The sequence below is a fragment of the Rathayibacter sp. AY1H2 genome (assembly GCF_002931985.1).
Taxonomy (GTDB): Bacteria; Actinomycetota; Actinomycetes; order Actinomycetales; family Microbacteriaceae; genus Rathayibacter.
On the sequence record NZ_PSUV01000012.1, the window covers coordinates 26,187 to 52,065 of the forward strand.

Below are 25,879 nucleotides of genomic sequence, written 5' to 3' on the forward strand. Positions count from 1 at the left end.
CATGCGCGCCCTCCTCGACCGACCGGCGGCCCTGCCGATCGCCGGGGCGCTGCTCGCCGCCCTCCACCTGCTGCTCGGGCTCACCGGGGTCACTCCGACCGAGCGGATCGCCGGCGGCCTCGTGCTCGCGCTGGCCCTCGCGGTCGCGGGATTCCTGCCCGCGCTCGCCCCCTCGCTCGTCGCGGTCGGCGCGCTCGCCGACGGAGGCGTCCTGCTCGGCGGCGTCCCCGTCGACGGGGTGCTCGTCGGCCTGGTCGTCCTCTGGCAGACGACCCGCCGGGTGGGCCCCTGGACCCGTGCCCTGGCGCTCGCGGGCGGCCTGATCCTCGCCGGGATCGGCGGCGTCACCGTCGCGCTCGGCCTCTCCGGCCCGCTCGATCCGGCCGGGCTCCCGGCGCGCGTGGAGTTCGTGGTCCTCGCCCTGGTCGCCCTCGCGGTCGCCTCCGTGCTCGGTGCGGCGAAGGTCCTCGTGTACCTCAACGCGCTGCGGGCGCCGGTCCTCGCGGGCGATCGGATCGACGCGCTGCTGACCAGGGTCGCCGGTCCGCAGGACCCCTTCGCGGTGGGGGTCGCCGGTGGTCAGGCGCTGGTGCTCCTCCTCGTCGCCGGCCTCCCGTTCGCCGGGGTGGAGGGCGCGATGCAGCTGCTGGTCGCGGGCGTGCTCGCGGTCGCGCTGGTGCTGCACCGGCGGTCCCCGGTCCTCGCCCTCTCGATCGCCTGGGCCGGTGCCGCCCTGCAGATGAGCGCGAGCCTCGCTCCCGGACCCGCGGATCTGGCCATCCTGGCCGTCCTCTTCGGCGCCGGCGCGTCGGAGTCGCGGCGGATGCGGATCGCGGGAGCGGTGTCGGCCGTCCTCGGCGCCGTGGTCGCCGTCGTCTACCTCGTCCTCGTCTTCGACCTCGTCGCTAGCGCCTACGACGGCCTCCTGTCGGCCGGAGCCACCTTCGGCGGGATCCTCGCGACGCTCGGCCTCTCCTGGACCATCGGACTGCTCTCCCGCTCGGTCCGCCGGGCGCGTGAGGGCCAGACCCTGCGCGCGCAGGCCGAGCAGGAGCGCGCCCGGGCGCAGCGCGAGCTCGACACCGTGGAGGAGCGCAACCGGATCGCCCGCGACATGCACGACGTCGTCGCCCACTCCCTCGCCGTCGTGATCGCGCAGGCGGACGGCGCGCGCTACCTCGGCGCCACCAGCCCCGAGCAGACCGACGCCGCGCTGCTGACCATCTCCTCCGTCGCCCGGGACGCCCTCGGCGACGTGCGCGTGCTCCTCGCCCAGCTGCGGCACTCGCAGAGCGACGGCCCGCAGCCCGGCGCCCGCGACCTGCCGGCCCTCCTCGACAGCGTGGGCGGAGCCGGAGCCCCCGTCCGCGCCGAGCTCGCCGTCGACCTGGAGGCGGTGCCGCGCGCCGTCGGTCTGGCCCTGTACCGGATCGCCCAGGAGGCGACCACGAACGCTCTCCGCCACGGCCGCCCGGGCTCGCCGCTCGACATCGCCCTGCGCCAGGACGGCGGCGAGCTCGCCCTGACCGTGCGCAACGCCCGGTGCGCCGACGTCGAGCGCGACTCCCTGCCGGGCGAGGGCCATGGATTGGTCGGCATGCGCGAGCGCGCCGCGCTCGTCGGGGGAGTGCTCGCCGCCGGCCCGGTCGGGGACGACTTCGTCGTCGACGCGCGCCTGCCCTCCTCCCCGTCCCTCGCCCGCACCGCCCCACCCCTCGCCTCCGGAGGCAGCCCCGCATGACCGACACCATCCGCCTCGTCCTCGTCGACGACCAGGCCCTCTTCCGCGCCGGCATCCGCATGCTGCTCGGCTCGCAGCCCGACCTCGAGGTGGTCGGCGAGGCCTCGGACGGGGCGGAGGGCGCGGAGCTGGTCGCGCGGCTGGCCCCCGACGTCGTGCTGATGGACATCCGGATGCCGGGCGTCGATGGGATCGAGTCGACCCGGCGGATCCTCGCGGACGCGCAGGAGCGGCGGGTCGAGCCTCCGCGCATCCTCGTGCTGACCACCTTCGACCTCGACGAGGCGGCCGCGCGCGCCATCCGGGCGGGCGCGAGCGGCTTCCTCCTGAAGGACACGGAGCCCGGCTTCCTCCTCGCCTCCGTCCGCACCGTGCACGCGGGGACCGCCGTGGTCGCCGCCTCCGCGACCCGCGAGCTCTTCGAGCACTTCGGAGCGGCGGGCAGCGGACGCGTGACCCCGCCCGCCTTCGCGACCCTCACCGACCGCGAGCGCGAGATCTTCCACCTGGCCGCGCGGGGGATGAGCAACACCGAGATCGCCCGCGCCGAGTTCCTGAGCGAGGCGACGGTGAAGACGCACATCAGCCGCACCCTCGGCAAGCTCGGCCTGCGCGACCGCGTGCAGCTGGTGGTCTACGCCTACGAGAACGGCCTGGTCTCCTAGAGCGGGACGCCGGGGTGACGCGCCGCGGGGGCGGTGCTACCCTGACCGGGTGCGCTTCGGACAGCTCCTCCTTCTCCGCCGCGACGAGATCTGATCCTCAGGCCATCCTCGTCGCGGAGTCCGTCGTCGGCTGAACCATCCCTCGCCCGCGAGGTCGATCCGCATCCGGATCCCCGCGAGACCGCCCGACCGGCACCGCCCACCAGCGGAGCCGCATGCGAGCGGGATCGGTCACGAGCGAGAACAGACACGTGCGCACCACTGCGCCGGGAGAGCACCTCATGCTGAACAACCAGAAGCCGTCGCCCATGCCGATCGGCAAGTACCGTCCCTTCCACGAGCTGATCGCCGTGGACCTGCCCGACCGCACCTGGCCGTCGAAGCGCATCACGACCGCGCCCCGCTGGTGCGCCGTGGACCTCCGCGACGGCAACCAGGCGCTCATCGACCCGATGAGCCCCGAGCGCAAGCGCATCATGTTCGATCTGCTGGTCCGGATGGGTTACAAGGAGATCGAGGTCGGGTTCCCGAGCGCGAGCCAGACCGACTTCGACTTCGTGCGCAGCCTCATCGAGGAGGGCGCGATCCCCGAGGACGTCACCATCCAGGTGCTGACCCAGGCCCGCGACCACCTGATCGAGCGCACGTACGAGTCGATCCGCGGCGCGCGCCAGGCGATCGTGCACCTCTACAACTCCACGAGCGTGCTGCAGCGCGAGGTCGTGTTCCGCAAGGACCGTCAGGGCATCATCGACATCGCGCTGGCCGGCGCCCGCAAGTGCCGCGAGATGGAGTCGACCGTCCCCGGCACGGCCGTCTACTACGAGTACTCGCCCGAGAGCTACACCGGCACCGAGCTCGACTTCGCCCGCGAGATCTGCGACCGGGTCGTCGAGGTCTTCGAGCCGACTCCCGAGCGCAAGGTCATCCTGAACCTGCCCGCCACCGTCGAGATGGCCACCCCGAACGTCTACGCGGACTCGATCGAGTGGATGAGCCGCAACCTCGCGCAGCGCGAGAACATCGTACTGTCGCTGCACCCCCACAACGACCGCGGCACGGCCGTGGCGGCGGCCGAGCTGGGCTACCTGGCCGGTGCCGACCGGATCGAGGGCTGCCTCTTCGGCAACGGCGAGCGCACCGGCAACGTCGATCTGGTCGCGTTGGGCGTGAACCTGTTCACCCAGGGGATCGACCCGCAGATCGACTTCAGCGACATGGACGGCATCAAGCGCACCGCCGAGTACTGCAACCAGCTGCCCGTGCCCGAGCGCAGCCCCTGGGCGGGAGACCTGGTCTTCACCGCCTTCAGCGGCTCGCACCAGGACGCCATCAAGAAGGGCTTCGAGGCGATGCAGGCCGAGGCCGAGCGGACCGGCCGCAGCGTCGACGAGCTCACCTGGGCCGTGCCCTACCTGCCGGTCGACCCGAAGGACCTGGGCCGCTCCTACGAGGCGGTCATCCGCGTCAACTCGCAGTCCGGCAAGGGCGGAGTCGCGTACCTGCTGAAGACGGACCACGCGCTCGACCTGCCGCGCCGGCTGCAGATCGAGTTCTCGGGCGTCGTGCAGGCCAAGACCGACGCCGAGGGCGGCGAGGTCACGAGCGAGCAGATCTGGACGGTGTTCCAGGACGAGTACCTGCCCGCGCCCGCCGAGCGCGCCGACGAGAAGTGGGGCCGCTTCGAGCTGCTGCGCACGAACACGTCGAGCGATCTGGGCGGCAGCATCGCGCTGGACGCGGTCCTCCGGGTGGGCGACGAGCGCGTGTCGGCCAGCTCGCGGGGCAACGGCCCGATCAACGCCTTCGAGGCCGTGCTGGAGCAGCAGGGCGTCGAGGTCCGGGTCCTCGACTACGTCGAGCACGCGCTCAGCGCCGGCGGCGACGCGCTGGCCGCCTCGTACGTCGAGTGCACGGTGAACGGCCGCACCCTGTGGGGCGTGGGCGTGGACGCCGACATCTCGACCGCCTCCATCAAGGCCATCGTCTCGGCCGTCAACCGCGCCCTGCGCGAGGAGGTCCCGGTCCGCGAGCTGGCCGGCGCCTCCGCCTGATCGGGCCCGATCCCCGACGGGGGAGCCGTGATGCGTCGCGGCTCCCCCGGCGTTCCCGTGCGCGGACCGCGCGGGACTCCGCTCCCTGCGTCCGGGTCGGCCGCCGCTAGGTCCGGCGGCGCCAGCGCAGGCGCGGCACCCCGCTGAGTGCGCGCTGCTCGGGCAGGCTCCAGCCGTAGCGGACCGCGAGCAGGCGGATGACCGTGGTCACGCCCACCGCGAGCGGCGCGGCGAAGTCGATCGTCACTCCGAAGCGCAGCGCGAGGACCAGGACGCCGGTGCCCACCGAGGCGGCGACCGCGTAGAGCGAGCCGACGTGCATCAGCGCGATCGGCCGGTTCAGCAGGATGTCGCGGACGACGGATCCGCCGACGGCCGAGACGGTGCCGACGAACACGGCCGGCACCTCCGGCACGCCGAGCGACAGGGCTTTCGTGGTGCCGATCGCGCCGAAGAGCCCGAGGGTCAGCGCGTCGAGGGCGGTGATCGTCCCGTCGACCCGGTTCAGCAGGTGCTGGAGCAGCATCCCGAGCAGGGAGGCGGTCACCGCGACGATCAGGTACGCGTCGGTGTGCAGGGCCACCAGGGGCGTCTGGAGCAGCAGATCGCGGAGCACGCCGCCGCCGAGGCCGGTGGCCGTGCCGATGATCGTGACGCCGAGCAGGTCGATCCGGCGGTCGCGGAACTCGCCCGCGAACATCGCGCCCTGGAGGCAGCCGATGGCGATCGCGAGCAGGTCGGCCCAGGCCGGGATCTCGAAGAGGGAGGCTGCCACCCGGACATCGTTCCACGGCGCGGGCCCTGCTCCGGCCGGGCTGCCAGCCGGGTGTCGGGGGTCGGGGGGATAATCGGAGGATGCCCACCTATCGCGACGAAGCCGTGGTGCTCCGCACGCACAAGCTGGGCGAGGCCGACCGCATCGTGACGCTGCTCTCGCGCAGCCACGGCAAGATCCGCGCGGTGGCGAAGGGCGTGCGCAAGACCGGCTCCAAGTTCGGCTCGCGGCTCGAGCCGTTCATGGTCGCCGACCTCCAGCTCTACGAGGGCCGGAGCCTCGACATCGTCACGCAGGCCGAGTCGCTCGGCGCCTACGGTGCGCTGATCGCCGCCGATTACGACAGCTACACGGCGGCGAGCGCGATGGTCGAGACGGCCGACCGCCTCACCGACGCGGACGCCTCCCTGCAGCAGTACCTGCTGCTCGTCGGGGCCCTGCGCTCGCTCTCGAAGCACGAGCACGAGCCGGTGCTGACGCTCGACTCCTACCTCCTGCGGGCGCTCTCGATCGCGGGCTGGGCGCCCAGCTTCGAGGACTGCGCGCGATGCGGCGCCCCCGGGCCCCACGGCGCGGTCGTGGTGCAGCTCGGAGGCGTCGTCTGCGCCGACTGCACGCCGCCCGGCGCACCGCGGGTCGCTCCGGAGGTCGTGGTCCTGCTGGGCGCACTGCTTACAGGAGACTGGGCCCATGCCGAGACCACCGAGCCGACCACGCGGTCGCGGGCGAGCGGAGTGGTCGCCGCCTACACGCAGTTCCATCTCGAACGCGGTCTGAGATCCCTGGAGCACGTCACCCGATGAAGCCCTTCACCCACAAGGACGCCGAGCCGTACCGCCCTCTCGACTGGACCGGGATCCACCCGCCCGCGATCCCGCGGAAGGCCGTTCCGGGGCACGTCGCCATCGTGATGGACGGGAACGGCCGCTGGGCGAACTCCCGCGGCCTGACGAGGATCGAGGGGCACAAGCGCGGCGAGACGGCGCTGATGGACGTCGTGGCCGGAGCGATCCAGATCGGCGTGAAGCACCTCAGCGTCTACGCGTTCTCGACCGAGAACTGGAAGCGCTCGCCCGAGGAGGTGCGCTTCCTGATGGGCTTCAACCGCGATGTGCTGCACCGCCGCCGCGATCAGCTCAACGAGTGGGGCGTGCGCATCCGCTGGGCCGGCCGGAAGCCGCGCCTGTGGGCGTCGGTGATCAACGAGCTGCAGTTCGCCGAGCGGATGACCGCGGACAACGACGTGCTGACGCTCACCATGTGCGTCAACTACGGCGGGCGCACCGAGATCGCCGACGCGGTGCAGCGGCTCGCCGCCGAGGTCCAGGCGGGGCGGCTCAAGCCCTCCGGCATCTCCGAGAAGACGATCGCCAAGGCGCTGTACGTGCCGGAGATGCCGGACGTCGACCTCTTCGTGCGCTCCTCCGGCGAGCAGCGCACCAGCAACTTCCTGCTCTGGCAGAGCGCCTACGCCGAGATGGTGTTCCTCGACCGGCTCTGGCCGGACTTCACGCGGACCGACCTCTGGGACGCGATCGAGCACTACTCCGGCCGCTCCCGCCGCTTCGGCGGCGCGGTCGACGTGCCGGGGGCCTCCTCGTGATCCGGGCCGGAATCGTCGGCTTCGGGCTCGCGGGCAGCGTCTTCCACGGTCCGTTCCTCGCGGCGGATCCCGCTTTCGAGGTCGTCGCCGTCTCCACCCGCGACGCCGGTCGGAGGGCCGCGGCCTCCGCCGCGCATCCCGAGGCCCGGATCGTGCCCGACCTCGACGCGGTGCTCGCCGAGCGGCCGGAGCTGGTCGTGCTCGCCTCGCCGCCGTCGGTGCACCGGGAGCAGGCCGTCCGAGTGCTCGAGGCCGGAGTCGCCGTCGTGATCGACAAGCCCTTCGCACCGAGCACGGCCGACGCGGACGCGGTCATCGCCGCCTCCGAGCGGAGCGGTGCGCCCGTCTTCGTCTTCCAGAACCGGCGCTGGGACGCCGATCTGCTCACCCTCCGCCGCCTCCTGGGCGAAGGGGTCCTCGGCGAGGTCCTCCGCTTCGAGTCGACCTTCGAGCGCTGGAGCGCGCCGAAGACGGGCCGGTGGCAGAGCGAGACGGGTCCGGCCGAGGGTGGCGGGATCCTCTTCGATCTCGGCAGCCACCTGGTCGACCAGGCGCTGCTGCTGTTCGGCCCGGCGGTCGTCACGGCGGCCGAGACCCGGACCGTCCACGAGGGCTCCGCGAGCGAGGACGACGCGTTCGTCTCGCTCCTGCATCACAGCGGCGTCCGCTCCCACCTCACCATGAGCCGCGTCGCCCGGGCGACCGGCCCCCGCTTCCGCGTGCTCGGCACCCGCGCCGCCTTCAGCGTCGACGGTCTCGATCCGCAGGAGACCGCGCTCCGCACCGGCGGCGCCCGACCGGACGACGACGGCTTCGGCGAGGTCGCGCCGGAGGGATGGGGCGTCCTCGTCGACGACTCCGGCGCACACCCCGTGCCGAGTGAGCGGGGACGATACGCCGCGTTCCTCGAGCAGGTCGCGCGGTCCCTCCAGGACGGCGCTCCCTCGCCGGTCGACGTCCGCGAGGCCCGCGAGGTCGTCGCCGTGCTCGAGCAGGCGCACGCCCTCGCCGCCCGCTGACCGGGCCCGCCGCCGGCGCGCCCGGTCGCTCCCCGGTCTTGGCGATCCGGCTCCGGAGCGTCATCCTCGAGAGGTGAGCACCGCACTGCCGAACTCCGCCGACCTGCGCGCGCGCTTCGCCGGTGCCCGCGGCTACCACAACGCCTGCACCCTCGGCCTGCCGCCGCGGGAGACCGTCGAGGCGCTGCGGGCGGACCTCGACGGCTGGTCGTCCGGGGAGAGCACGGCCGCCGCCTACGGCGTTGTCGCCGAGCGCGCGCGTGCCTCGTTCGCCGCGATCGCCGGCGTCCCGGTCGACCGTGTCGCGATCGGCTCGCAGACCTCCGCCATGGCCGCCGTGCTCGCCGCCTCGCTGCCCGACGGGGCCCGCGTGCTCTGCGTGGACGGCGACTTCTCCTCCATCGTGTTCCCCTTCCTCGCCCAGGCGCACCGCGGAGTGACCGTGCGCTCCGTCGCGCTCGAGGCGCTGGCCGACTCCGTCGAGGACGGGGACGACCTCGTCGTCTTCTCCGCCGTGCAGTCCAGCAGCGGAGCGCTCGCCGATCTCGACGCCGTCCTCGAGGCGGCCGCGCGCCACGGAGTGCGGACCGCGTGCGACCTGACGCAGGCGGCCGGCGTCCTGCCGGTCGACGCCTCCCGCTTCGACGCGACCCTCACCCACGCCTACAAGTGGCTGTGCTCGCCGCGCGGAGTGGCGTTCCTCACCGTCTCGCCCGCCTACGCGGCCGAGCTCGTCCCCGTGCAGGCGGGCTGGTACTCGGGGGAGGACGTGTGGTCGTCCTGCTACGGACCGGCCATGCACCTGGCCGAGAACGCCCGCCGCTTCGACGTCTCGCCGGCCTGGCAGGCGTTCGCCGGCGCCGAGGCGTCGCTCGCTCTGTTCCGCTCGCTCGACCTCGACGCGGTCTGGGCGCACGCCTCCGGCCTCGGCGACCTGCTGTGCGAGCGGCTTGACCGGGAGCCTCAGCACCGGGCGCTCGTGTCCTGGCCGGACGAGGGGGGAGCGGACCTGGAGCTGCTGCAGGCCGCGGGTCTGCGCGTCTCGGGCCGCGGCGGCCGGCTCCGCATCGCCTTCCACCTCTGGAACGACGAGTCCGACGTGGACGAGCTCGTCCGCGTGCTGCGGGAATAGCGGGGCGCCCCCTCCGTTGTCCTGGGGGTGAGTGCTGAGCCGAGCCCCCTGTACGTCGACGTCTGGTCCGACATCGCCTGCCCCTGGTGCTACATCGGGAAGCGCCGGTTCGAGCGCGGGCTCGAGGCCTTCCGCGCCGCGCACCCCGAGGCTCCGGAGGTCGTCGTGGAGTACCGCAGCTTCGAGCTCTCGCCGGACACGCCGGAGGACTACCGCGGGGGAGAGGCGGCGTTCCTCGCCGAGCACAAGGGCATCCCGGAGGCGCAGGCGCAGCAGATGCTCGACTCCGTCACGGCGGTCGCGGCGGGCGTCGGCCTCGACTACCACTTCGAGTCGGTGCGCCACGTCAAGACGGTCACCGCCCACCAGGCGCTCCACCACGCCAAGGAGAACGGACTGCAGCTCGAGCTCGTCGAGCGTCTCCTGAGCGCGTACTTCGTCGAGGGCCGCGACCTGGCCGATCCGGAGGTGCTCGCCTCGCTCGCCGGCGAGGTCGGGCTCGACCCGGCGGAGACGCGCCGCGCTCTCGAGGACCGGCGCTACCTCGGGCGGGTGCAGTCCGACATCGCCCAGGCCCGCGAGTACGGGATCTCGGGGGTGCCGTTCTTCGTCCTCGACGGGCGCTTCGGCGTCTCCGGCGCCCAGGAGCCGGCGGCGTTCACCGAGGTCCTCGAGCACGTGCTGGAGCAGCGGGCGGCCGTCGCGTGAGCGGGCCGTTCGAAATGCTGGGCGACTCCGGCGTGCCGCTGTGCGAGGACGGCGTCTGCGCCGTGCCGCCGGCCACGGAAGCGGAACCGCAGGCCGAGGTGCCGCCGATCAGCGCGGAGGCTCCTCCACGGTGATGTCGGCCACGGTCGCGCCGTAGGCGGCCACGAGGGCGTCCGCGTCGACGAAGGCGCTGCGCCCGTCGGCGCCGGCTCCCATCGCCACGCGGCGGCCGAGGATCCGCTCGTCGGCGTAGACCGGCCAGGCCGTCGTGGAGCCGATCGGGGTGATGGTGCCGCGCCGGTAGCCGGTCGCCTCGAGGGCGGCCGTCTCGTCCGGGAGGCGGAGCTTGTTCACTCCGACCACCGCGCGCAGCTTCGGCCACGCGATCTGCCGCCCGCCGGGGACCAGGGCGAACAGGTAGCCGCCGTCGTGGCGCTTCACCACGAGCGACTTCACGATGTCGCCGGGCTCGATGCCGAGCAGCGCGGCCGCCTCGTGCAGGCTGCCGGCAGCGGGCCTCTCCACGATCTCGACCGCAAGGCCGCGGGCGGACGCGTCCGCCTCCAGCCGCTGCGAACCGTCCTCCACAGGTGTGCTCCCGTTCATCTCTCCACCTCTCCGCTCGTCACTCCGCCTTCCCCAACACAGGATCTGGGAGAATCGATACCGATGTCCTCCACTCTCACGGCCGCCCCGCCCGCGCGCACCGCGCCGGCGCTCCGGATCGGCCCCCTCGAACTCGACGCGCCGGTGGTGCTCGCCCCCATGGCGGGCATCACCAACACGGCGTTCCGCCGCCTCTGCCGCGAGTTCGGCAACGGCCTCTACGTGAGCGAGATGATCACCTCCCGCGCGCTCGTCGAGCGCACGCCGGAATCGATGCGCCTCATCCGCCACCACCCCAGCGAGTCGGTGCGCTCGATCCAGCTCTACGGAGTGGACCCGGTCACGGTCGCCGAAGCGGTCACCATGCTCGTCGCCGAGGACCGGGCCGACCACATCGACCTCAACTTCGGCTGCCCCGTGCCCAAGGTCACCCGGAAGGGCGGGGGAGCGGCCCTGCCGTGGAAGCTCCCGCTGTTCCGGCAGATCGTCGAGGGCGCCGTGAAGGCCGCCGGCGACGTCCCGCTCACCGTCAAGATGCGCAAGGGCATCGACCCGGACCACCTCACCTACCTCGAGGCCGCCCGTGCCGCCGAGGGCGCCGGAGTCGCGTCGATCGCGCTGCACGCGCGCACCGCCTCCGAGTTCTACAGCGGGCACGCCGACTGGTCGGCGATCGCCACGCTCAAGGAGACGGTCACGAGCGTGCCCGTGCTGGGCAACGGCGACATCTGGTCGGCCGAGGACGCGCTGCGGATGATGGCCGAGACGGGCTGCGACGGAGTCGTCGTGGGTCGCGGCTGCCTCGGGCGCCCCTGGCTCTTCGGCGACCTCGCCGCCGCGTTCGCCGGCTCCGACGAGCGGTTCCGCCCCTCGCTCGGGCAGGTCGCCGAGGCGTTCCGACGCCACGCGGAGCTGCTCGTCGATTTCTTCGAGAGCGAGGAGCGCGGCTGCCGCGACATCCGCAAGCACGTCGCCTGGTACTTCAAGGGCTACGCCGTCGGCGGCGACCTCCGCGCCCGCCTGGCCACGGTCGAGTCGCTCGCGCAGCTCGACGAGCTCCTGGCGACGCTCGACTGGACGCAGCCCTACCCGGGCGAGGCGGCCGAGGGGCAGCGGGGCCGCGCCGGCTCGCCCAAGGTCCCCTCCCTCCCGGACCGCTGGCTCGAGTCCCGCGAGCTCGACGCCGGGCAGCGCGACGCGGTCTCGGCCGCCGAGATCCACAACAGCGGTGGATGACCGCGCGCTCTGGGGGTACTCGCTCGTCGACACCGAGCGATTCCTGCCGGAGGACCACTCGACCCGCCGCTCCGACTTCGCCCGCGACCGCGCCCGGCTCTTCCACTCCAGCGCGCTCCGCCGCCTGGCCGCGAAGACCCAGGTGCTCAGCCCCACGGCGGGCGTCGACTTCGCGCGCAACCGCCTGACACACTCGCTCGAGGTGGCGCAGATCGGCCGGGAGCTCGCCACGAGCCTCGACCTCGACCCCGACGTCGTCGACACGGCCTGCCTCGCGCACGACATCGGGCATCCGCCGTTCGGGCACAACGGCGAGCGCGCGCTCAACACCTGGGCCGAGGGGATCGGCGGCTTCGAGGGCAACGCGCAGACCTTCCGGCTGCTCACGCGGCTCGAGCCGAAGGTGTTCGGCGACGACGCCCGCCCCTACGGGCTGAACCTCACCCGCGCCAGCATCGACGCGAGCTGCAAGTACCCCTGGCCCGACACGCGCTCGGTCGCCGACCCGTCGGGGCGCGCCAAGTTCGGCTTCTACGCCGACGACGCCCCCGCGTTCGCCTGGATGCGCGAGGGCGCCCCCGAGGGGGTGCGCTGCATCGAGGCCGAGGTGATGGACCTCTCGGACGACATCGCGTACTCCGTGCACGACTTCGAGGACGCGGTGGTCTCCGGCTACATCGACGTCGAAGCACTCGGCTCCCGCGCCGACCACGAGGACCTCGTGCAGTCGATGCACTCCTGGGTCGGCGGGGAGGTCGGACACGACGAGCTCGTCGCCGCCTTCGACCGTCTCGACTCGCTCGACGTGTGGGTCTCCTCCTGGGACGGCTCCCGCCGCGACCAGGCCCGGCTCAAGAACCTCACCAGCCAGCTCATCGGCCGCTTCGCCGCCGCCGCCACCGAGGCCACCCGCGAGGCGTACCAGCACCCCGACCTCGTCCGCTTCGGCGGCCACGTCGTCGTCCCCCGCGAGCAGCAGGCCGAGATCGCCGTGCTCAAGGGGATCGTCGCGACGTTCGTGATGTCGCGGAACACCCGCCAGCCCATCTACGCCCAGCAGCGCGAAGTCCTCACCCGCCTCGCCGACACCCTCCTCGACCGCGGCCCGGGAACCCTCGAGCCCGGCTTCGCCGAGGACTGGCACGCCGCCCCCGACGACGACGCCCGCCGCCGCGTCGTCGTCGACCAGGTCGCCAACCTCACCGACCAGAGCGCCCTCGCCTGGTTCGAGAGGCTGTGCTGATGCGCTGAGCCGGGCGGCGCCCGGCTCAGCTGTGCCGCCGGTCCCTGCTCGGCGTCACCGCGGTCGGCTTGTCGAGGTGGTGCGTTCCAGGGAGCGGGGTGCGTCCGCCTGAGGCGATCCGCTGTTACGCGGATCGTCCGTTCGGCGGTGCCGGTGGCACGCCGGTCTCTGCCCGGCTCGGCGCGGTCGGCGGTGCTCGATTCCACGCCGGTCCCTGCCCGGCGTGGCGCGGTCGGCTTCGCGGGGTGGTGCGTTCCAGGGAGCGGGGTGCGTCCGCCTAGGGCGATCCGCTGGCACGCGGATCGGCCGTTCGGCGGTGCCGGGGGCACGCCGGTCACCGCCGGGCGTCACCGCGGTCGGCTTGTCGGGGTGGTGCGTTTCGTAATGCGGGGTGCGTCCGCCTAGGGCGATCCGCTGGCACGCGGATCGGCCGTTCGGCGGTGCCGGGGGCACGCCCGTCACCGCCAGGCGTCACCGCGGTCGGCTTGTCGGGGTGGTGGGTTCCAGGGAGCCGGGTGCGTCGTCTGAGGCGATGTGCTGGTGTGCGGGTCGGCCGGTCGGCTCGGAGGGCGGGGAGGGCACCGCACCGCGAGGCGCGGAGGGGCGCGGGGCGGCGGGTACGGTGAGGGCGTGGGAGCGGAGCGGACACGGCAGCGGATCCTCGAGGCGGCGACGGAGGAGTTCGCGGCGCACGGGCTGGCGGGAGCGCGGGTCGACCGCATCGCGGCACGGTCGGGGATGAGCAAGCCGATGCTGTACTCGCACCGGCCGACGGCGCGCGAGGCCGTCGCCGCCGTCGTCCGCGTCAGCGCGGAGGGGTACTCCGCGCCCGGCACTCCTGCCGGCTGCTTCGTGCTGAGCGAGCCGCGGCTCGAGGCCCGTCGCCGCGAGATGGAGGCGCTCGTCGCCGCACGAGTCGAGCGCGGGATCGAGGAGGGCGACGTGCCGCCGGAGACGGACGCCGGATCCGTCGCCGCCTTCGTCGTCGCCGTGCTCAGCGGGATGTCGACGCAGGCCCGCGACGGAGCACCGGCGGACCGCATCGCGGTCATCGGCGAGCTCGCACTCGGCGCGCTGCCGGCGGCCACAGGCGTGCGAGCCGCAGGGCGCACGCCGGGAGCTCCCGGATGAGGCCGCGTCGGCCCCGTCTCGGCCTCCTCGCCGTGGTCGTCGCGGGGCTGCTGCTGATCCAGCCCGCCGCGGCCTCGGCGGCACCGCTGCTCCCTCCCGCGAACGGCGTCCTCGACTACCAGCTGGGAGGCGCCTACGCTCCGGCGTCGAGCGTCACCATCGTCGACCGCGACCGCACGGACGCGCCCGCCGCCGGCCGCTACAGCATCTGCTACGTGAACGCCTTCCAGACCCAGCCCGGCGAGAGCGCCGCCTTCGCGAAGCGGCACCTCGAGCTCCTGGTGAGGCGAGCGGACGGGAAGCCCCTCGCCGATCCGGGCTGGCCGGACGAGTACCTCTTCGACGTCTCGACCGCCGCGAAGCGGACCGCTCTGCTCGCGATCGTCGGCGCCTGGATCGACGGCTGCGCCGAGGACGGCTTCGACGCCGTCGAGGCCGACAATCTGGACAGCTACACCCGCTCAGGCGGGAGGTTGACGAAGTCGCAGGCGCTGGCGTTCGCCACCCTCCTGACGGCGCGCGCTCACCGCTCCGGCCTGGCGATCGGCCAGAAGAACGGAGCCGACCTCGCCGCTGCCGGGAAGAGGACGGTCGGCTTCGACTTCGCCGTCGTCGAGGAGTGCCAGGTCTACGACGAGTGCGCGGCGTACACGGACGTCTACGGGCGCCAGGTCTACGAGATCGAGTACACCGACAACGGCCGGTCCGCCTACTCCGAGGCCTGCGCCGCGCAGGGCCGGAGCATCTCGGTCACCCTCCGCGACCGCGACGTCGTCCCCCGTGGCGCAGCGGGCTACGTGAACCGGCACTGCTGACCCCGGGCGGCCGCTACCGCAGGGCTCCCAGCACGACGGCCGCGGCGCGGGCGACCAGCGCGTCGTCGTAGTCCGCCTCGGGGTCGTTGCGCGCCGAGAGGATCGACAGCACGACCGCGTCCCGCCCGGGAGGCGTCACCACGGCGACGTCGTTGCGGATCCCCCCGGCGCCCCCGGACTTGTCCGCGACGCTCCAGCCGGCTGGAGCGCCCGACCGGACGAGAGTGTCGCCGGTCGCGTTGCCGCTCATCCAGTCGAGCAGGAGTGCCCGGTCCTCCGCGGACAGCACGTCACCCGTGGCGACAGCGGCGAGGTCGGCCGTGAACGCGGCCGGGGTGGTGGTGTCCTCGGTGCTGCCGGGCTCGATCGTGTTCAGCGCGGGCTCCTCGTTCACCACCTCGGTGGTGGTGTCGCCGAGAGCCTCCAGTCCTCGGTCGAGGGCGGAGGGTCCGCCGAGGCGCCGGAGCACGAGGTTCAGAGCTGTGTTGTCGCTCCGGCGGACGGTCGCCTCGGCGAGCTGCGACAGCGGCAGGCCGGTGGCGGTGCTCTCCTCCGTGACGGGGGAGTAGCCCGCCGCCTCGACGTCGGCGACGGTCCAGGTGACCACCTCGTCCCGCTCGGCGGCGGGGACTGTGCGCAGGAACTCCGCTGCGGCGAGGGCTTTGAGGCTCGAGGCGAAGCCGAAGCGCTCGTCGGCCCGGTGATGGACCCGGCGGCCCGAGCCGGTGTCGACGGCGCTGACGCCGATCCGGGCGTCGAACTCGTTCTCGAGCGCGGCCAGCTCGGCGGAGACGTCGATCGGAGGAGGGGTGGCGGAGGATACCGACGACGGCACCGAGGCGGACGACGGCGGCGCGACCGGGGTGTCCGCCGTGGTGGTGCACCCTGCGAGGGCCAGGAGGAGGGCGGAACCCGCGAGTGCGCGGAGGGTCAGCGACGACCCTCTCGAACGGTTCACAGCGCGGAGTAGACGACGAAGAAGGCGACGGCGGCCGCCGCGGTGACGCCGAGCGCCGCGAGCGAGACGAGTGCGCGCGGCCTCCTCCGCACGACGGCCAGGACGAGGAAGCCCGCGCCCAGGACGATCTGGAGCCACCAGTACACCGGACTCGTGGTGTCGGCGACCGCGCCCAGCGCCCAGACGCCCTCGCCGATCAGCACGCCCGAGAGCGGCGCGACAGCCAGGACGCGCCACGTCCTCGAGCCGTAGAGGGTGAGTGCGGCGGCGGCGCCCAGGATCGGCCCGGCGGGGACGGCGAGCAGCCAGAAGACGTCCGTGAAGGGAGGCGAGTAGCCGAAGCCGCGCGCCGCGATCACCAGGTCGTAGCCCTCGAGCAGCGCCCAGAAGCTCAGCAGGCCGAGAGCGGTCGCCGCCGCCGGTCGGGCGCCGCCGAGGCGTACGAGCGCGAACACGAGCATGGACCAGCCCCCGGAAGAGTTGGCGAACGAGCTCACCGACGGCGGGAGGGAGCCCTGCAGCAGGCTGGTGAGCCCGCCCAGGACGAGACCGCCGAGCAGGGCGACGAGCAGAGCACGCAGGAGAGGCGGGCGGGAGGCGGCAGGGGGCATGGGTCGATTCTCGGAGACGGCGGGCGGGTGCGGATCAGGGATGACCCTGATCTCGGGGTGCGGGTGGATCACAGGTCTCGGGGTGATCCGCGCCGCCCTGGTGCAGTTCTCCCCACCCCGGCTCGGCGGCCCCGGCGGCCGATACGATGGACCCCATGCCTCGGATCCGACAGTCAGATGTCGAGGAGGTCAAGGCGCGGGTGAACATCGGCGACGTGATCGGCGAGTACGTCACGCTGAAGTCGGCCGGCATCGGCTCGCTGAAGGGCCTCTGCCCCTTCCACGACGAGCGCAGCCCCAGCTTCCACGTCCGCCCGCAGGCCGGCTTCTACCACTGCTTCGGCTGCCAGGAGTCGGGCGACGTCTACAGCTTCATCATGAAGATGGACCACAGCTCGTTCAGCGAGACCGTCGAGCGCCTCGCCGGGCGGATCGGCTTCCCGCTGCAGTACGAGGACGGCGACGGCCGCGCGCCCGAGACCGGCGGGCGAGCGCGCCTCCTCGCCGCGAACGACGCCGCGGAGGAGTACTTCCGCGAGCAGCTCGCGACCCCGGGCGCCGACGTCGGTCGGCGCTTCCTCGGCGAGCGGGGCTTCGACCGCGCCGCCGCCGACCGCTTCGGCGTCGGCTTCGCACCCGACGGCTGGGACGGGCTCACGACCGCGCTCAAGCGCCGCGGCTTCTCGGAAGAGGAGTTGACCACGGCCGGCCTGGTCAGCAGCAACAACCGCGGCGGCGTCTACGACCGCTTCCGCGGCCGCCTCGTCTGGCCGATCCGCGACGTGACCGGCCAGACCGTCGGCTTCGGCGCCCGCCGCCTCCTCGAGGAGGACAAGGGCCCCAAGTACCTCAACACCCCCGAGACGCCCGTCTACCACAAGTCCCAGGTGCTCTACGGGCTCGACCTCGCCAAGCGGGACATCTCCCGCGGGCACCGGGTGGTCGTCGTCGAGGGCTACACGGACGTCATGGCCTGCCACCTCGCCGGCGTCACCACCGCGGTCGCCACCTGCGGCACCTCCTTCGGCGTCGACCACATCAAGGTGCTGCGCCGGGTGCTGGGCGACGACAGCGGCGTCGGCGAGGTCGTCTTCACCTTCGACCCCGACGCGGCGGGCCAGAAGGCGGCGATGCGCGCGTTCCAGGAGGAGCACCGCTTCGCCGCGCAGACCTTCGTCGCCGTCGCGCCCGAGGGCCTGGACCCCTGCGACCTCCGCCTGAACCGCGGAGACGACGCCGTCCGCCGCCTCATCGACGACAAGAAGCCGATGTTCGAGTTCGTCATCCGGCAGCTGCTGGACCGCTACGACCTCGAGACGGTCGAGGGCCGGATCGCGGCCCTGCGCGCGGCCGCCCCGGTCGTCGCCGAGATCCGCGACCCGGCGCTGCGGCCCGGCTACTCCCGCGAGCTCGCCCGGATGCTCGGCCTGGACATGGCCGAGGTCAACTCCGCCGTGCGCTCCGCCGGATCCCGGCCCAGCTCCTCCGGACCCGACGGCCGCGACCAGCAGGGCGGCCGGAGCGGCGGCGGATCACCCGCGGCCGAGGCGCCCCTCGGCGCGCGCATCGCCGACCTCCCCGTCGACGTCGTCACGCGCATCGAGCGCGAGGCGCTGATGGCGATGCTCCAGCTGCCCCAGGCGATGGGTCCGGAGCTCCTGGCCCGGGCGGCGCACGCGGCGGTCACCAACGAGACCCTCCGCGTGGTCCGCGACGCCGTGGTCGCGAACCTCGAGCGGGCGGAGGACCGCGACTGGGTCGAGCACGTCGCCGACGACGTCCCCGGTCCCTTCGCCTCGCTGGTGCGCCAGCTCGCGGTGGCGCCGATCCCGGCCGCCGATGAGGAGGGGCTCGCCCGCTACTCCCGCGACGTGGCGATCTCGCTCATCGAGCGCGACCTGCTCCGCGAGATCGCCGAGCTGCGCGGGGCGCTCCAGCGCGCGTCCGCCGATCCGGTGATGGCGCGCGCGGTGCAGGTGCGACTGGTCGAGCTCGAGCGCGAGAAGCGGGCGCTGCGCTCGGAGTGAGCGTGTTGCGGTCGTGTGAAGAAATCGGCCGCACGCCTGTGCCGGTTCGGAGAGCGCTTCCAACTGTGTTACCCATGAGGAACAGCAATGCGGGCGTCCAGTGTCGTGACGCCACAGCCCACAGGAGATCTGTGTGCCGAGAGTCCGCGCGCCCGGAGCGCGCCCGCATCCCATCCTTGACAGGAAGAGGCAGACGGAGATGAATTCCGCATCCACCCGCGGCACCCGTGCACTGGCCGCCGCCGCAGGCTTCGCCGCGGTCGCGCTCGTGCTGACGGGCTGCGCCGCCGGCGGGAACGACTCGTCCGGCGGCAGCGCCGGAGGGGCCCTGACCATCGGCACCACCGACAAGATCACGACGCTCGACCCCGCGGGCTCCTACGACAACGGCTCGTTCGCCGTGATGAACCAGGTGTTCCCGTTCCTGATGAACACCCCCTACGGCAGCCCGGACGTCGAGCCCGACATCGCCGAGTCGGCGGAGTTCACCGCTCCCACGGAGTACACCGTGAAGCTGAAGGAGGGACTGAAGTGGGCCAACGGCCACGACCTCACCTCCTCCGACGTGAAGTTCTCCTTCGACCGCCAGGTCGGCATCGCGGCCGAGAACGGCCCGTCCTCGCTCCTGGCGAACCTCGACAGCGTCGCGGCTCCGGACGACACGACCGTGGTCTTCACGCTGAAGTCCGAGAACGACCAGACCTTCCCGCAGATCCTCTCGAGCCCCGCCGGTCCGATCGTGGACGAGGAGGTCTTCTCGGCCGACGAGCTGACCGCGGACGCCGACATCGTCTCGGGCGACGCCTTCGCCGGCCAGTACACGATCGCGAACTACGACGTGAACAACCTCATCCAGTACAAGGCCTACCCGGACTACCAGGGCGTTCTCGGCGAGGCGAAGACGGACACCGTCAACGTCAAGTACTACGCGGACTCGTCCAACCTCAAGCTGGACATCCAGGAGGGGAACATCGACGTCGCGTTCCGCAGCCTCTCGGCGACGGACATCGACGACCTCCGCGGCAACGACACGGTCAAGGTCGTGGACGGCCCCGGCGGCGAGATCCGCTACATCGTCTTCAACTTCGACACCCAGCCCTTCGGCGCGACGACCGGTGAGGCCGACAGCGCCAAGGCCCTCGCCGTGCGCCAGGCCGTCGCCGACCTGATCGACCGCGACGAGATCGCCGACCAGGTCTACAAGGGCACCTACACCCCCCTCTACTCCTACGTCCCCGCCGGCCTGACCGGCGCGGTCGAGCCGCTCAAGTCGCTCTACGGCGACGGCAACGGCGCGCCCGACGCCGACAAGGCGAAGGCGACCCTCGAGGCCGCCGGCGTCACCGCTCCGGTCACCCTGAACCTGCAGTACTCGAACGACCACTACGGTCCGTCCTCGGGCGACGAGTACGCGCTGATCAAGGACCAGCTGGAGTCGACCGGCCTCTTCACCGTGAACCTGCAGACCACGGAGTGGGTGCAGTACTCGAAGGACCGCTCGAGCGACGTCTACCCGGCGTACCAGCTCGGCTGGTTCCCCGACTACTCCGACGCCGACAACTACCTCTCGCCGTTCTTCATCAAGGAGAACTTCCTCGCGAACCACTTCGACGACGCCGAGGTGCAGAGCCTGATCGCGCAGCAGGTCTCGACCACCGACGCCGACGCGCGCACCGCGCTGATCGAGCAGATCCAGGAGAAGGTCGCGGCGCAGCTCTCGACCGTCCCCTACCTGCAGGGCTCGCAGGTCGCGGTCGTCGGCAGCACCGTGAGCGGAGCCGAGGACACCCTCGACGCCTCGTTCAAGTTCCGCTACGCGGCACTCAGCAAGGGCTGATCCACCCCCTCGCGGCCGGCGCCTCCCCGACAGGAGGCGCCGGCCGTTCTCCACGAAAGGCATCACGTGACGACAGCCACGACGGCTGCGGCGACGGCGCCCACCCGGCGACCGCGCGGCTCCGGGGGCGGACTCGGGCGCTACCTGCTCGTCCGCTTCCTGCTCATCATCCCCACCGTCTTCATCCTCGTGACGCTGGTGTTCCTCCTCATGCGCTCCACGGGCGACCCGATCACGGCGGCCCTCGGCGGCCGCCTGACCGCGGACCAGCTCGCCGAGCGTGTGGCCGCCGCCGGCTACGACCGGCCGCTGATCGTGCAGTACCTCGAGTACCTCGGCAAGCTGCTGACCGGCGACTTCGGCACCACCCTGAGCGACAACCGCCCCGTCACCGAGGTGCTCCTCACCTACGGCGCTGCGACGGTCGAGCTCGCCTTCTACGCCCTGATCGTGGCGTTCCTGGTCGGCATCCCGCTCGGGATGCTCGCCGCCTACCACCGCGACCGCACCCCCGACGCGGTGCTGCGCATCTTCGCGATCCTCTGCTACGCGACTCCGGTGTTCTTCGCGGGCCTGCTGCTGAAGCTGGTGTTCTCCGTCTGGCTGAAGTGGTTCCCCGTCGCCGGGCGCGCCTCGACGAGCACCGAGCTCTCGCTCCAGTTCCTCGAGAACAAGACCGGCATCTACCTGATCGACGCGATCCAGACCGGCGACCCGGCCGCGATCTCGGACGTGCTCTCGCACGCGGTGCTCCCCGCCGTCGCACTGGGACTGCTCACCGCGGGCATCTTCCTGCGCCTGGTGCGCACCAACGTGATCGGCACGCTCGGCACCGATTACGTGGATGCGGCGCGCTCGCGCGGCGTCAGCGAGTTCCGGCTCGTCCGCACCCACGCCTACCGGCCCGCGCTCATCCCGATCATCACCGTGATCGGCCTGCAGATCGCCCTGCTGCTCGGCGGCGCCGTCCTCACCGAGACCACCTTCGAGTGGAAGGGCCTCGGCTTCCAGCTCGCCGAGTACCTCCAGGCCCGCGACTTCGTGGCCGTGCAGGGCATCGTCGCCCTGCTCGCCGTCATCGTGGCGCTGACCAACTTCATCGTCGACGTCATCGCGGCGCTCATCGACCCGCGAGTGAGGTACTGAGCATGAGCACCACCTCCCCGGCGCGTCCGCGCCGTCGTCTCGTCGACCGTCTGCCGGTCGTCCACCAGCTCCGGCAGAGCGTCGGCCTCCAGCGGGGGATGCTCGTCACCGGCCTGATCATCACCGGCGCGTTCCTGCTGGTGGCCCTGTTCGCGCCCCTCATCGCGCCCTACGGATACTCGCAGCTGCGCTCGGGCGGCGAGTCGTTCGGCGCGCAGGAGCCGCCGAGCGCGGAGCATCTGCTCGGCACCACCGTGGGCGGCTACGACGTCCTCTCGCGAGTGATCTGGGGAGCGCAGACCGCGTTCCTCGTGATCGTCGTCGCCGTGGTCCTGTCGATCTTCCTCGGCGTCTTCCTCGGCCTCGTCTCCGGCTACCTCGGCGGCTGGCTCGACCGCGTGCTCGTCGTGATCTGCGACGCGATCTACGCGTTCCCGACCCTGCTGCTGGCGATCGTGATGTCGATCGTCATCTCCGGCGGGCAGTCGAACCTCTGGGCCGGCATCTTCGCCGCGGCGGTCTCGATCACCGTGGTCTACATTCCGCAGTACTTCCGCGTGATCCGGGCCGAGACCGTGCGGATCAAGGGCGACGCCTTCGTCGAGTCGGCGAAGGTCATCGGAGCGTCGACGCCGCGGATCATGTTCCGCCACGTCCTGCGGAACGCGACGCGCACGCTGCCGCTGATCTTCACGCTGAACTCCTCCGAGGCGATCCTGACCCTCGCGGGCCTGGGCTTCCTCGGCTTCGGCATCGAGCCGACGTCGGCCGCGGAGTGGGGCTACGACCTCAACAAGGCGCTGTCGGACGTCACGAGCGGCATCTGGTGGACCTCGGTCTTCCCGGGCCTGGCGATCGTGCTCGTGGTGCTGGGCATCACCCTCGTGGGCGAGAGCCTGAACGACCTCGCCGACCCGCGCCTGCGCGGTCGGCGCGCGGTGGCCGCCGGTGCCGGCGACGTCGCCGCGACGTCCGTCGTGCCGGGCGGCGTCCTCGCCGCCGACGGCCTGGAGACGCCGGGGCACGACCCCGTCGCCGGAGTGGAGGAGACGCGATGAGCGACCAGCGCATCGTCCGGGACGCCTCAGCGCGTCCGATCGTGGACATCACCGACCTCGAGGTCGCGTTCGCGAGCGACCGCGGCGCCGTCCGCGCCGTCGCCGGGGTGAGCCTGCGCGTCGAGCGCGGCGAGGTCCTGGCGATCGTCGGCGAGTCCGGCAGCGGCAAGACCGTGACCGCGAAGACCATCCTCGGCCTCCTGCCCGAGACGGCCACCGCCTCCGGAGTGGTCCTGCTCTCGAAGAAGGACGGCAGCGCGGCGACCGACGTCGTCTCCGTGCCCAAGGCCCGCCTCCGGGAGCTGCGCGGCACCGACGTCGCCATGGTCTTCCAGGAGCCGGGCACCGCCCTCAACCCGGTCTTCACGGTGGGCTGGCAGATCGCGGAGGGACTGCGCGCTCACGGCTCTGTCTCGAAGAAGGAGGCGCGCAAGCGCGCGGTCGACGTCCTGCGCACCGTCGGCATACCGGAGCCGGAGAAGCGGGTCGACTACTACCCGCACCAGTTCTCGGGCGGCCAGAAGCAGCGCGTCGTCATCGCGATGGCCCTGGTCCTGGATCCCGGCCTGATCGTCGCGGACGAGCCGACCACCGCGCTCGACGTGACCGTGCAGGCCGAGATCCTCGACCTGCTCCGCCGGTGCCGCGACGAGTTCGGCACCTCGATCGTGCTGATCACCCACAACATGGGCGTCGTCGCCGATCTGGCCGACCGCGTCGCCGTGATGTACCAGGGCGAGCTGGTCGAGGAGGCGACGGTCTCCGAGCTGTTCTCGGCGCCGAAGGCCGAGTACACGAGGAAGCTCCTCGCCGCCGTCCCGCACGTGGGCCAGGGCGTCGAGCGCGCCCGCGTCCGCGCCGTCGAGCGCGCCGAGGCCCCCGAGGCCGAGACGCTCGTCGCCGCCGAGGGCCTGCGGATCCAGTACCCCGGCCGGCTCGGCCGTCCCGGCTTCGTCGCGGTCGACGGCGTCTCGCTGCGCATCCGAGCCGGCGAGGTGCTGGGCCTCGTCGGCGAGAGCGGCTCGGGCAAGACCACCATCGGGCGCGCCATCGCGGGCCTGACGCCGGTGACCGGCGGGTCGCTGAAGGTCCTCGGCAAGGAGATGCGCGGCATCCGCGAGCGCGCCTTCCGGCCGGTCCGCGGCGACATCGGCTTCGTGTTCCAGGACCCGGCGTCGAGCTTCAACCCGCTGCTCACCATCGCGGAGTGCGTGGCCGAGCCGCTGATCGTGCACGGGCGGGCCGGCGACGCCGCCGGGGCGCGCTCGCGCGTCGACGAGCTCCTGGAGGCGGTGCAGCTGCCGCGCTCCTACGGCGACCGCTACCCGCACGAGCTCTCCGGCGGCCAGCGCCAGCGCGCCAGCCTCGCCCGGGCCCTCGCCCTCGAGCCGAAGCTGCTGATCGCCGACGAGCCGACCTCGGCGCTCGACGTGTCGGTGCAGGCCCGCGTGCTCGAGCTGTTCGCCGAGCTGCAGCGCGAGTTCGGCTTCGCCTCGCTGTTCATCAGCCACGACCTCGCCGTGGTCGACCTGCTCGCCGACCGCATCGCGGTGCTCTACCGCGGCGAGCTGGTCGAGGAGGGGACGGGGGCCGAGGTGCTCGCCGCGCCGAAGCACCCCTACACGCAGCGCCTGCTCGCCTCCCTGCCCGTGCCCGACCCGGTCGAGCAGGCCTCGAGGCGCGAGCTCCTGCGCAGCATCGTCGAGGCGGAGCGCCGGGCGTGAGCCGGACCGCCGAGGATCAGGCCCCCATCGTCGTCGACGACCTCAGCGTCGAGTACCCGCCGCGCGGCATCAGCCGCCGGTGGACAGCACTGCGGGGAGTGAGCCTCCGCGTGGAGCCGGGGGAGGTGCTCGGGATCCTCGGCGGCAGCGGCTCGGGCAAGTCCACGCTCGCGCGCGTGCTCGGCGGCGACGGCCTGGGGCACGACGGCGGCCGCACGCGCCCGGTGATCATCGGAGGGGACGCGACGGTCGCGGGGCACCGCCTCCGCTCGCTCCCCGCCCGCGAGCTCAAGCGCTTCACCGTCGACGTCGCGCATCTCGCGCAGGACGCCGGAGCGGCCCTCCGCCCCGAGCTGACCGTCTCGGAGCTGATCGCCGAGCCGATCTTCCTCCGCGACCGCCACTACGACCCGAAGGCCGCGGCGGTGCGGGTGGCGACGCTGCTCGACTCCGTGCACCTGCCGCTGTTCCTGCTCGACCGCTACCCCTTCGAGCTCTCCAGCGGCCAGCGCCAGCGCGTGGCCGTGGCCCGCTCGCTCGTGCTCGGGCCGAAGGTGCTGATCGCCGACGAGCCGACCTCGGGCATCGACGCGACGGTGCGCGAGTCGATCGTGGACCTCCTCGCCGACCTGCGGCGCCGGGAGGGCTTCGCCGCCGTCGTGGTCAGCCACGACATCGACGTGCTGAGCCGGGCGACCGACCGGATCGCAGTGCTGGTCGGCGGCGAGGTCGTCGCGTACGGGCCGCTGCTGGAGGTGCTGATCGAGGCCCGGCACCCCTACGTGCGCGAGCTCGGAGCGGCCTTCGCCGAGTACGAGCGCTTCGACGCCTCCCGAGCGCAGCGCGTCGAGGCGGCCGACCAGTGACCGTCCCGCGCGTCGCGGTGCTCCCGCGGCCGAAGCCGGTGTTCGCCGAGGCGGTCGAGTCGGGCGGTGGGGTGGTCGTCGGACTCGACGGGAGTCCGGACGCGCTGCTCTGGCTGTCCTACGGCCGCACGGACGAGCTGGCCGCTGTGCTGGAGGAGCACCCGTCGATCCGCTGGGTGCAGCTGCCCTGGGCCGGCGTCGACGTCTTCGCGCCCGTGCTCGCCGCGTCCCGCGCGGACGTCGTCTGGACCAGCGCCAAGGGCGCCTACGCGGAGCCGGTGGCCGAGCACGCGCTCGCGCTGGTGCTCGCCCTCCTGCGCTCGCTGCCGGAGCGGGCGCGCGCCGTGTCGTGGGGGCCGAAGAAGGCGGTCACGCTGCACCGAGCCTCCGTGGTGATCGTCGGAGCAGGAGGGATCGCTCGCGAGCTCCTGCGGCTGCTCGCCGTCTTCGACTGCCGGGTGACGATCGTCCGCCGCGGAGACGAGCCGGTGGAGGGCGCCGCCCGCACCCTGCCGGCGTCGCGGCTCGCCGAGGCCGCGGCGGACGCCGACGTGCTGGTCCTGGCCGCCGCCGCCACCGCGGGCACGGAGCGGATGGTCGACGCGGGTCTGCTCGCGCGGCTCCCCGCCCACGCCGTGCTCGTCAACGTCGCCCGGGGGAGCCTCGTCGACACGGACGCGCTCGTCGCGGCCCTCGCCGAAGGCCGTCTCGCGGGCGCCGCGCTCGACGTGACGGACCCCGAGCCGCTGCCGGACGGGCATCCGCTCTGGAGCGAGCCCCGGTGCCTGATCACGCCCCACAGCGCGGACACCCCCGAGATCACCGCGCCGCTCCTGGCCGAGCGCGTGCGCGCCAACGTGGCCGCCTGTGCCGCCGGCGGGCCGTTCGTCGGCCGCGTCGACCCGGGCTCCGGCTACTGAGTGC

At 72.9% G+C, this 25,879-nt stretch carries 23 protein-coding genes; 19 read left to right on the forward strand and 4 right to left on the reverse strand.

Annotated elements, in window-relative coordinates; translation table 11 throughout:
• The first annotated feature begins 1 nt into the window (after position 1).
• The 3 genes from C5C29_RS10095 (at position 2) to leuA (ending at position 4,460) form a co-directional block, all read left to right on the forward strand.
• Positions 2–1,741 carry a sensor histidine kinase gene (locus C5C29_RS10095; RefSeq protein WP_146082240.1) on the forward strand — a complete coding sequence of 580 codons (1,740 nt, stop codon included), beginning with the start codon at positions 2–4 and terminating at the stop codon, positions 1,739–1,741.
• The gene (locus tag C5C29_RS10100) at positions 1,738–2,406 is read left to right on the forward strand and encodes a response regulator transcription factor (protein ID WP_104223428.1); all 669 of its coding nucleotides are present in this window, start codon (positions 1,738–1,740) and stop codon (positions 2,404–2,406) included. Before C5C29_RS10095 ends, C5C29_RS10100 begins: the two co-directional genes overlap by 4 nt.
• Positions 2,407–2,687: 281 nt before the next feature.
• Positions 2,688–4,460, forward strand: a complete 1,773-nt coding sequence (gene leuA / locus C5C29_RS10105; RefSeq protein ID WP_104223429.1) for a 2-isopropylmalate synthase — start codon at positions 2,688–2,690, stop codon at positions 4,458–4,460.
• A 106-nt stretch (positions 4,461–4,566) separates the two neighbouring features.
• On the opposite strand, the gene C5C29_RS10110 is transcribed toward leuA, so the two are convergent.
• Positions 4,567–5,235 (reverse strand): trimeric intracellular cation channel family protein, encoded by a 669-nt coding sequence (locus C5C29_RS10110; RefSeq protein WP_104223430.1) that lies wholly within the window; start codon positions 5,233–5,235, stop codon positions 4,567–4,569.
• A gap of 80 nt (positions 5,236–5,315) precedes the next feature.
• Here C5C29_RS10110 and recO point away from each other — a divergent pair, with 80 nt between their 5' ends.
• The 5 genes from recO to C5C29_RS10135 all read left to right on the forward strand — a co-directional run bounded on the left by recO (position 5,316) and on the right by C5C29_RS10135 (position 9,697).
• Positions 5,316–6,038, forward strand: coding sequence for a DNA repair protein RecO (recO, locus tag C5C29_RS10115; RefSeq protein ID WP_104223431.1), 723 nt, complete (start codon positions 5,316–5,318; stop codon positions 6,036–6,038).
• On the forward strand, positions 6,035–6,838 hold the full coding sequence (locus tag C5C29_RS10120) for an isoprenyl transferase (RefSeq protein WP_104308345.1): 804 nt from the start codon (positions 6,035–6,037) through the stop codon (positions 6,836–6,838). The genes recO and C5C29_RS10120 overlap by 4 nt, the downstream gene beginning before the upstream one ends.
• Complete coding sequence (locus tag C5C29_RS10125; RefSeq protein ID WP_104223433.1) at positions 6,835–7,857, forward strand: Gfo/Idh/MocA family oxidoreductase; 1,023 nt, start codon at positions 6,835–6,837, stop codon at positions 7,855–7,857. Before C5C29_RS10120 ends, C5C29_RS10125 begins: the two co-directional genes overlap by 4 nt.
• A gap of 73 nt (positions 7,858–7,930) precedes the next feature.
• Positions 7,931–8,989, forward strand: coding sequence for an aminotransferase class V-fold PLP-dependent enzyme (locus tag C5C29_RS10130; protein ID WP_104223434.1), 1,059 nt, complete (start codon positions 7,931–7,933; stop codon positions 8,987–8,989).
• Between the two features lie 27 nt (positions 8,990–9,016).
• On the forward strand, positions 9,017–9,697 hold the full coding sequence (locus C5C29_RS10135) for a DsbA family protein (RefSeq protein WP_104223435.1): 681 nt from the start codon (positions 9,017–9,019) through the stop codon (positions 9,695–9,697).
• Positions 9,698–9,805: 108 nt separating this feature from the next.
• On the opposite strand, the gene C5C29_RS10140 is transcribed toward C5C29_RS10135, so the two are convergent.
• The gene (locus C5C29_RS10140; RefSeq protein ID WP_104223436.1) at positions 9,806–10,303 is read right to left on the reverse strand and encodes an aminoacyl-tRNA deacylase; all 498 of its coding nucleotides are present in this window, start codon (positions 10,301–10,303) and stop codon (positions 9,806–9,808) included.
• A 63-nt stretch (positions 10,304–10,366) separates the two neighbouring features.
• On the opposite strand from C5C29_RS10140, the gene dusB reads away from it, so the two are divergent.
• From dusB to C5C29_RS10160, 4 genes are all read left to right on the forward strand, one after another.
• On the forward strand, positions 10,367–11,539 hold the full coding sequence (gene dusB, locus C5C29_RS10145) for a tRNA dihydrouridine synthase DusB (RefSeq protein ID WP_104223437.1): 1,173 nt from the start codon (positions 10,367–10,369) through the stop codon (positions 11,537–11,539).
• Entirely contained in the window at positions 11,532–12,782 is a 1,251-nt protein-coding gene (locus C5C29_RS10150) for a deoxyguanosinetriphosphate triphosphohydrolase (protein ID WP_104223438.1), read from the forward strand. Before dusB ends, C5C29_RS10150 begins: the two co-directional genes overlap by 8 nt.
• Positions 12,783–13,412: 630 nt before the next feature.
• Positions 13,413–13,913 carry a TetR family transcriptional regulator gene (locus C5C29_RS17510; protein WP_104226690.1) on the forward strand — a complete coding sequence of 167 codons (501 nt, stop codon included), beginning with the start codon at positions 13,413–13,415 and terminating at the stop codon, positions 13,911–13,913.
• Positions 13,910–14,728, forward strand: a complete 819-nt coding sequence (locus C5C29_RS10160) for an endo alpha-1,4 polygalactosaminidase (protein ID WP_104308346.1) — start codon at positions 13,910–13,912, stop codon at positions 14,726–14,728. Before C5C29_RS17510 ends, C5C29_RS10160 begins: the two co-directional genes overlap by 4 nt.
• Positions 14,729–14,741: 13 nt before the next feature.
• Here the strand turns inward: C5C29_RS10160 and bla are convergent, their stop codons facing one another.
• On the reverse strand, positions 14,742–15,686 hold the full coding sequence (gene bla / locus C5C29_RS10165; protein ID WP_258069486.1) for a class A beta-lactamase: 945 nt from the start codon (positions 15,684–15,686) through the stop codon (positions 14,742–14,744).
• Positions 15,683–16,297, reverse strand: a complete 615-nt coding sequence (locus C5C29_RS10170) for a DUF6518 family protein (RefSeq protein WP_146083482.1) — start codon at positions 16,295–16,297, stop codon at positions 15,683–15,685. Before C5C29_RS10170 ends, bla begins: the two co-directional genes overlap by 4 nt.
• A gap of 155 nt (positions 16,298–16,452) precedes the next feature.
• Between C5C29_RS10170 and dnaG the strand changes: the two genes are divergently transcribed.
• From dnaG to C5C29_RS10205, 7 genes are all read left to right on the forward strand, one after another.
• Complete coding sequence (gene dnaG, locus C5C29_RS10175; protein WP_104308347.1) at positions 16,453–18,324, forward strand: DNA primase; 1,872 nt, start codon at positions 16,453–16,455, stop codon at positions 18,322–18,324.
• A 199-nt stretch (positions 18,325–18,523) separates the two neighbouring features.
• On the forward strand, positions 18,524–20,161 hold the full coding sequence (locus C5C29_RS10180) for an ABC transporter substrate-binding protein (RefSeq protein ID WP_104223443.1): 1,638 nt from the start codon (positions 18,524–18,526) through the stop codon (positions 20,159–20,161).
• A gap of 66 nt (positions 20,162–20,227) precedes the next feature.
• A complete protein-coding gene (locus tag C5C29_RS10185; protein ID WP_104223444.1) occupies positions 20,228–21,307 on the forward strand; it encodes an ABC transporter permease in 1,080 nt (359 codons plus the stop codon).
• Between the two features lie 2 nt (positions 21,308–21,309).
• The gene (locus C5C29_RS10190; protein ID WP_104226685.1) at positions 21,310–22,365 is read left to right on the forward strand and encodes an ABC transporter permease; all 1,056 of its coding nucleotides are present in this window, start codon (positions 21,310–21,312) and stop codon (positions 22,363–22,365) included.
• Positions 22,362–24,089, forward strand: a complete 1,728-nt coding sequence (locus C5C29_RS10195; protein ID WP_104308348.1) for an ABC transporter ATP-binding protein — start codon at positions 22,362–22,364, stop codon at positions 24,087–24,089. The genes C5C29_RS10190 and C5C29_RS10195 overlap by 4 nt, the downstream gene beginning before the upstream one ends.
• Positions 24,086–24,955, forward strand: coding sequence for an ATP-binding cassette domain-containing protein (locus tag C5C29_RS10200; RefSeq protein ID WP_258069487.1), 870 nt, complete (start codon positions 24,086–24,088; stop codon positions 24,953–24,955). The genes C5C29_RS10195 and C5C29_RS10200 overlap by 4 nt, the downstream gene beginning before the upstream one ends.
• Complete coding sequence (locus tag C5C29_RS10205; RefSeq protein ID WP_258069488.1) at positions 24,952–25,875, forward strand: NAD(P)-dependent oxidoreductase; 924 nt, start codon at positions 24,952–24,954, stop codon at positions 25,873–25,875. Before C5C29_RS10200 ends, C5C29_RS10205 begins: the two co-directional genes overlap by 4 nt.
• The last annotated feature ends 4 nt before the right edge of the window (positions 25,876–25,879 follow it).

Bases quoted from the DNA above. Each gene is read 5' to 3' on its own strand.
- C5C29_RS10180 (WP_104223443.1), top strand. From the start codon at position 18,524: ATGAATTCCGCATCCACCCGCGGCACCCGTGCACTGGCCGCCGCCGCA.
- dusB (WP_104223437.1), top strand. From the start codon at position 10,367: ATGTCCTCCACTCTCACGGCCGCCCCGCCCGCGCGCACCGCGCCGGCG.
- recO (WP_104223431.1), top strand. From the start codon at position 5,316: ATGCCCACCTATCGCGACGAAGCCGTGGTGCTCCGCACGCACAAGCTG.
- dnaG (WP_104308347.1), top strand. From the start codon at position 16,453: ATGCCTCGGATCCGACAGTCAGATGTCGAGGAGGTCAAGGCGCGGGTG.
- C5C29_RS10190 (WP_104226685.1), top strand. From the start codon at position 21,310: ATGAGCACCACCTCCCCGGCGCGTCCGCGCCGTCGTCTCGTCGACCGT.
- leuA (WP_104223429.1), top strand. From the start codon at position 2,688: ATGCTGAACAACCAGAAGCCGTCGCCCATGCCGATCGGCAAGTACCGT.
- C5C29_RS10140 (WP_104223436.1), bottom strand. From the start codon at position 10,303: ATGAACGGGAGCACACCTGTGGAGGACGGTTCGCAGCGGCTGGAGGCG.
- C5C29_RS10100 (WP_104223428.1), top strand. From the start codon at position 1,738: ATGACCGACACCATCCGCCTCGTCCTCGTCGACGACCAGGCCCTCTTC.
- C5C29_RS10120 (WP_104308345.1), top strand. From the start codon at position 6,035: ATGAAGCCCTTCACCCACAAGGACGCCGAGCCGTACCGCCCTCTCGAC.
- C5C29_RS10170 (WP_146083482.1), bottom strand. From the start codon at position 16,297: ATGCCCCCTGCCGCCTCCCGCCCGCCTCTCCTGCGTGCTCTGCTCGTC.
- C5C29_RS10160 (WP_104308346.1), top strand. From the start codon at position 13,910: ATGAGGCCGCGTCGGCCCCGTCTCGGCCTCCTCGCCGTGGTCGTCGCG.
- C5C29_RS10195 (WP_104308348.1), top strand. From the start codon at position 22,362: ATGAGCGACCAGCGCATCGTCCGGGACGCCTCAGCGCGTCCGATCGTG.
- C5C29_RS10095 (WP_146082240.1), top strand. From the start codon at position 2: ATGCGCGCCCTCCTCGACCGACCGGCGGCCCTGCCGATCGCCGGGGCG.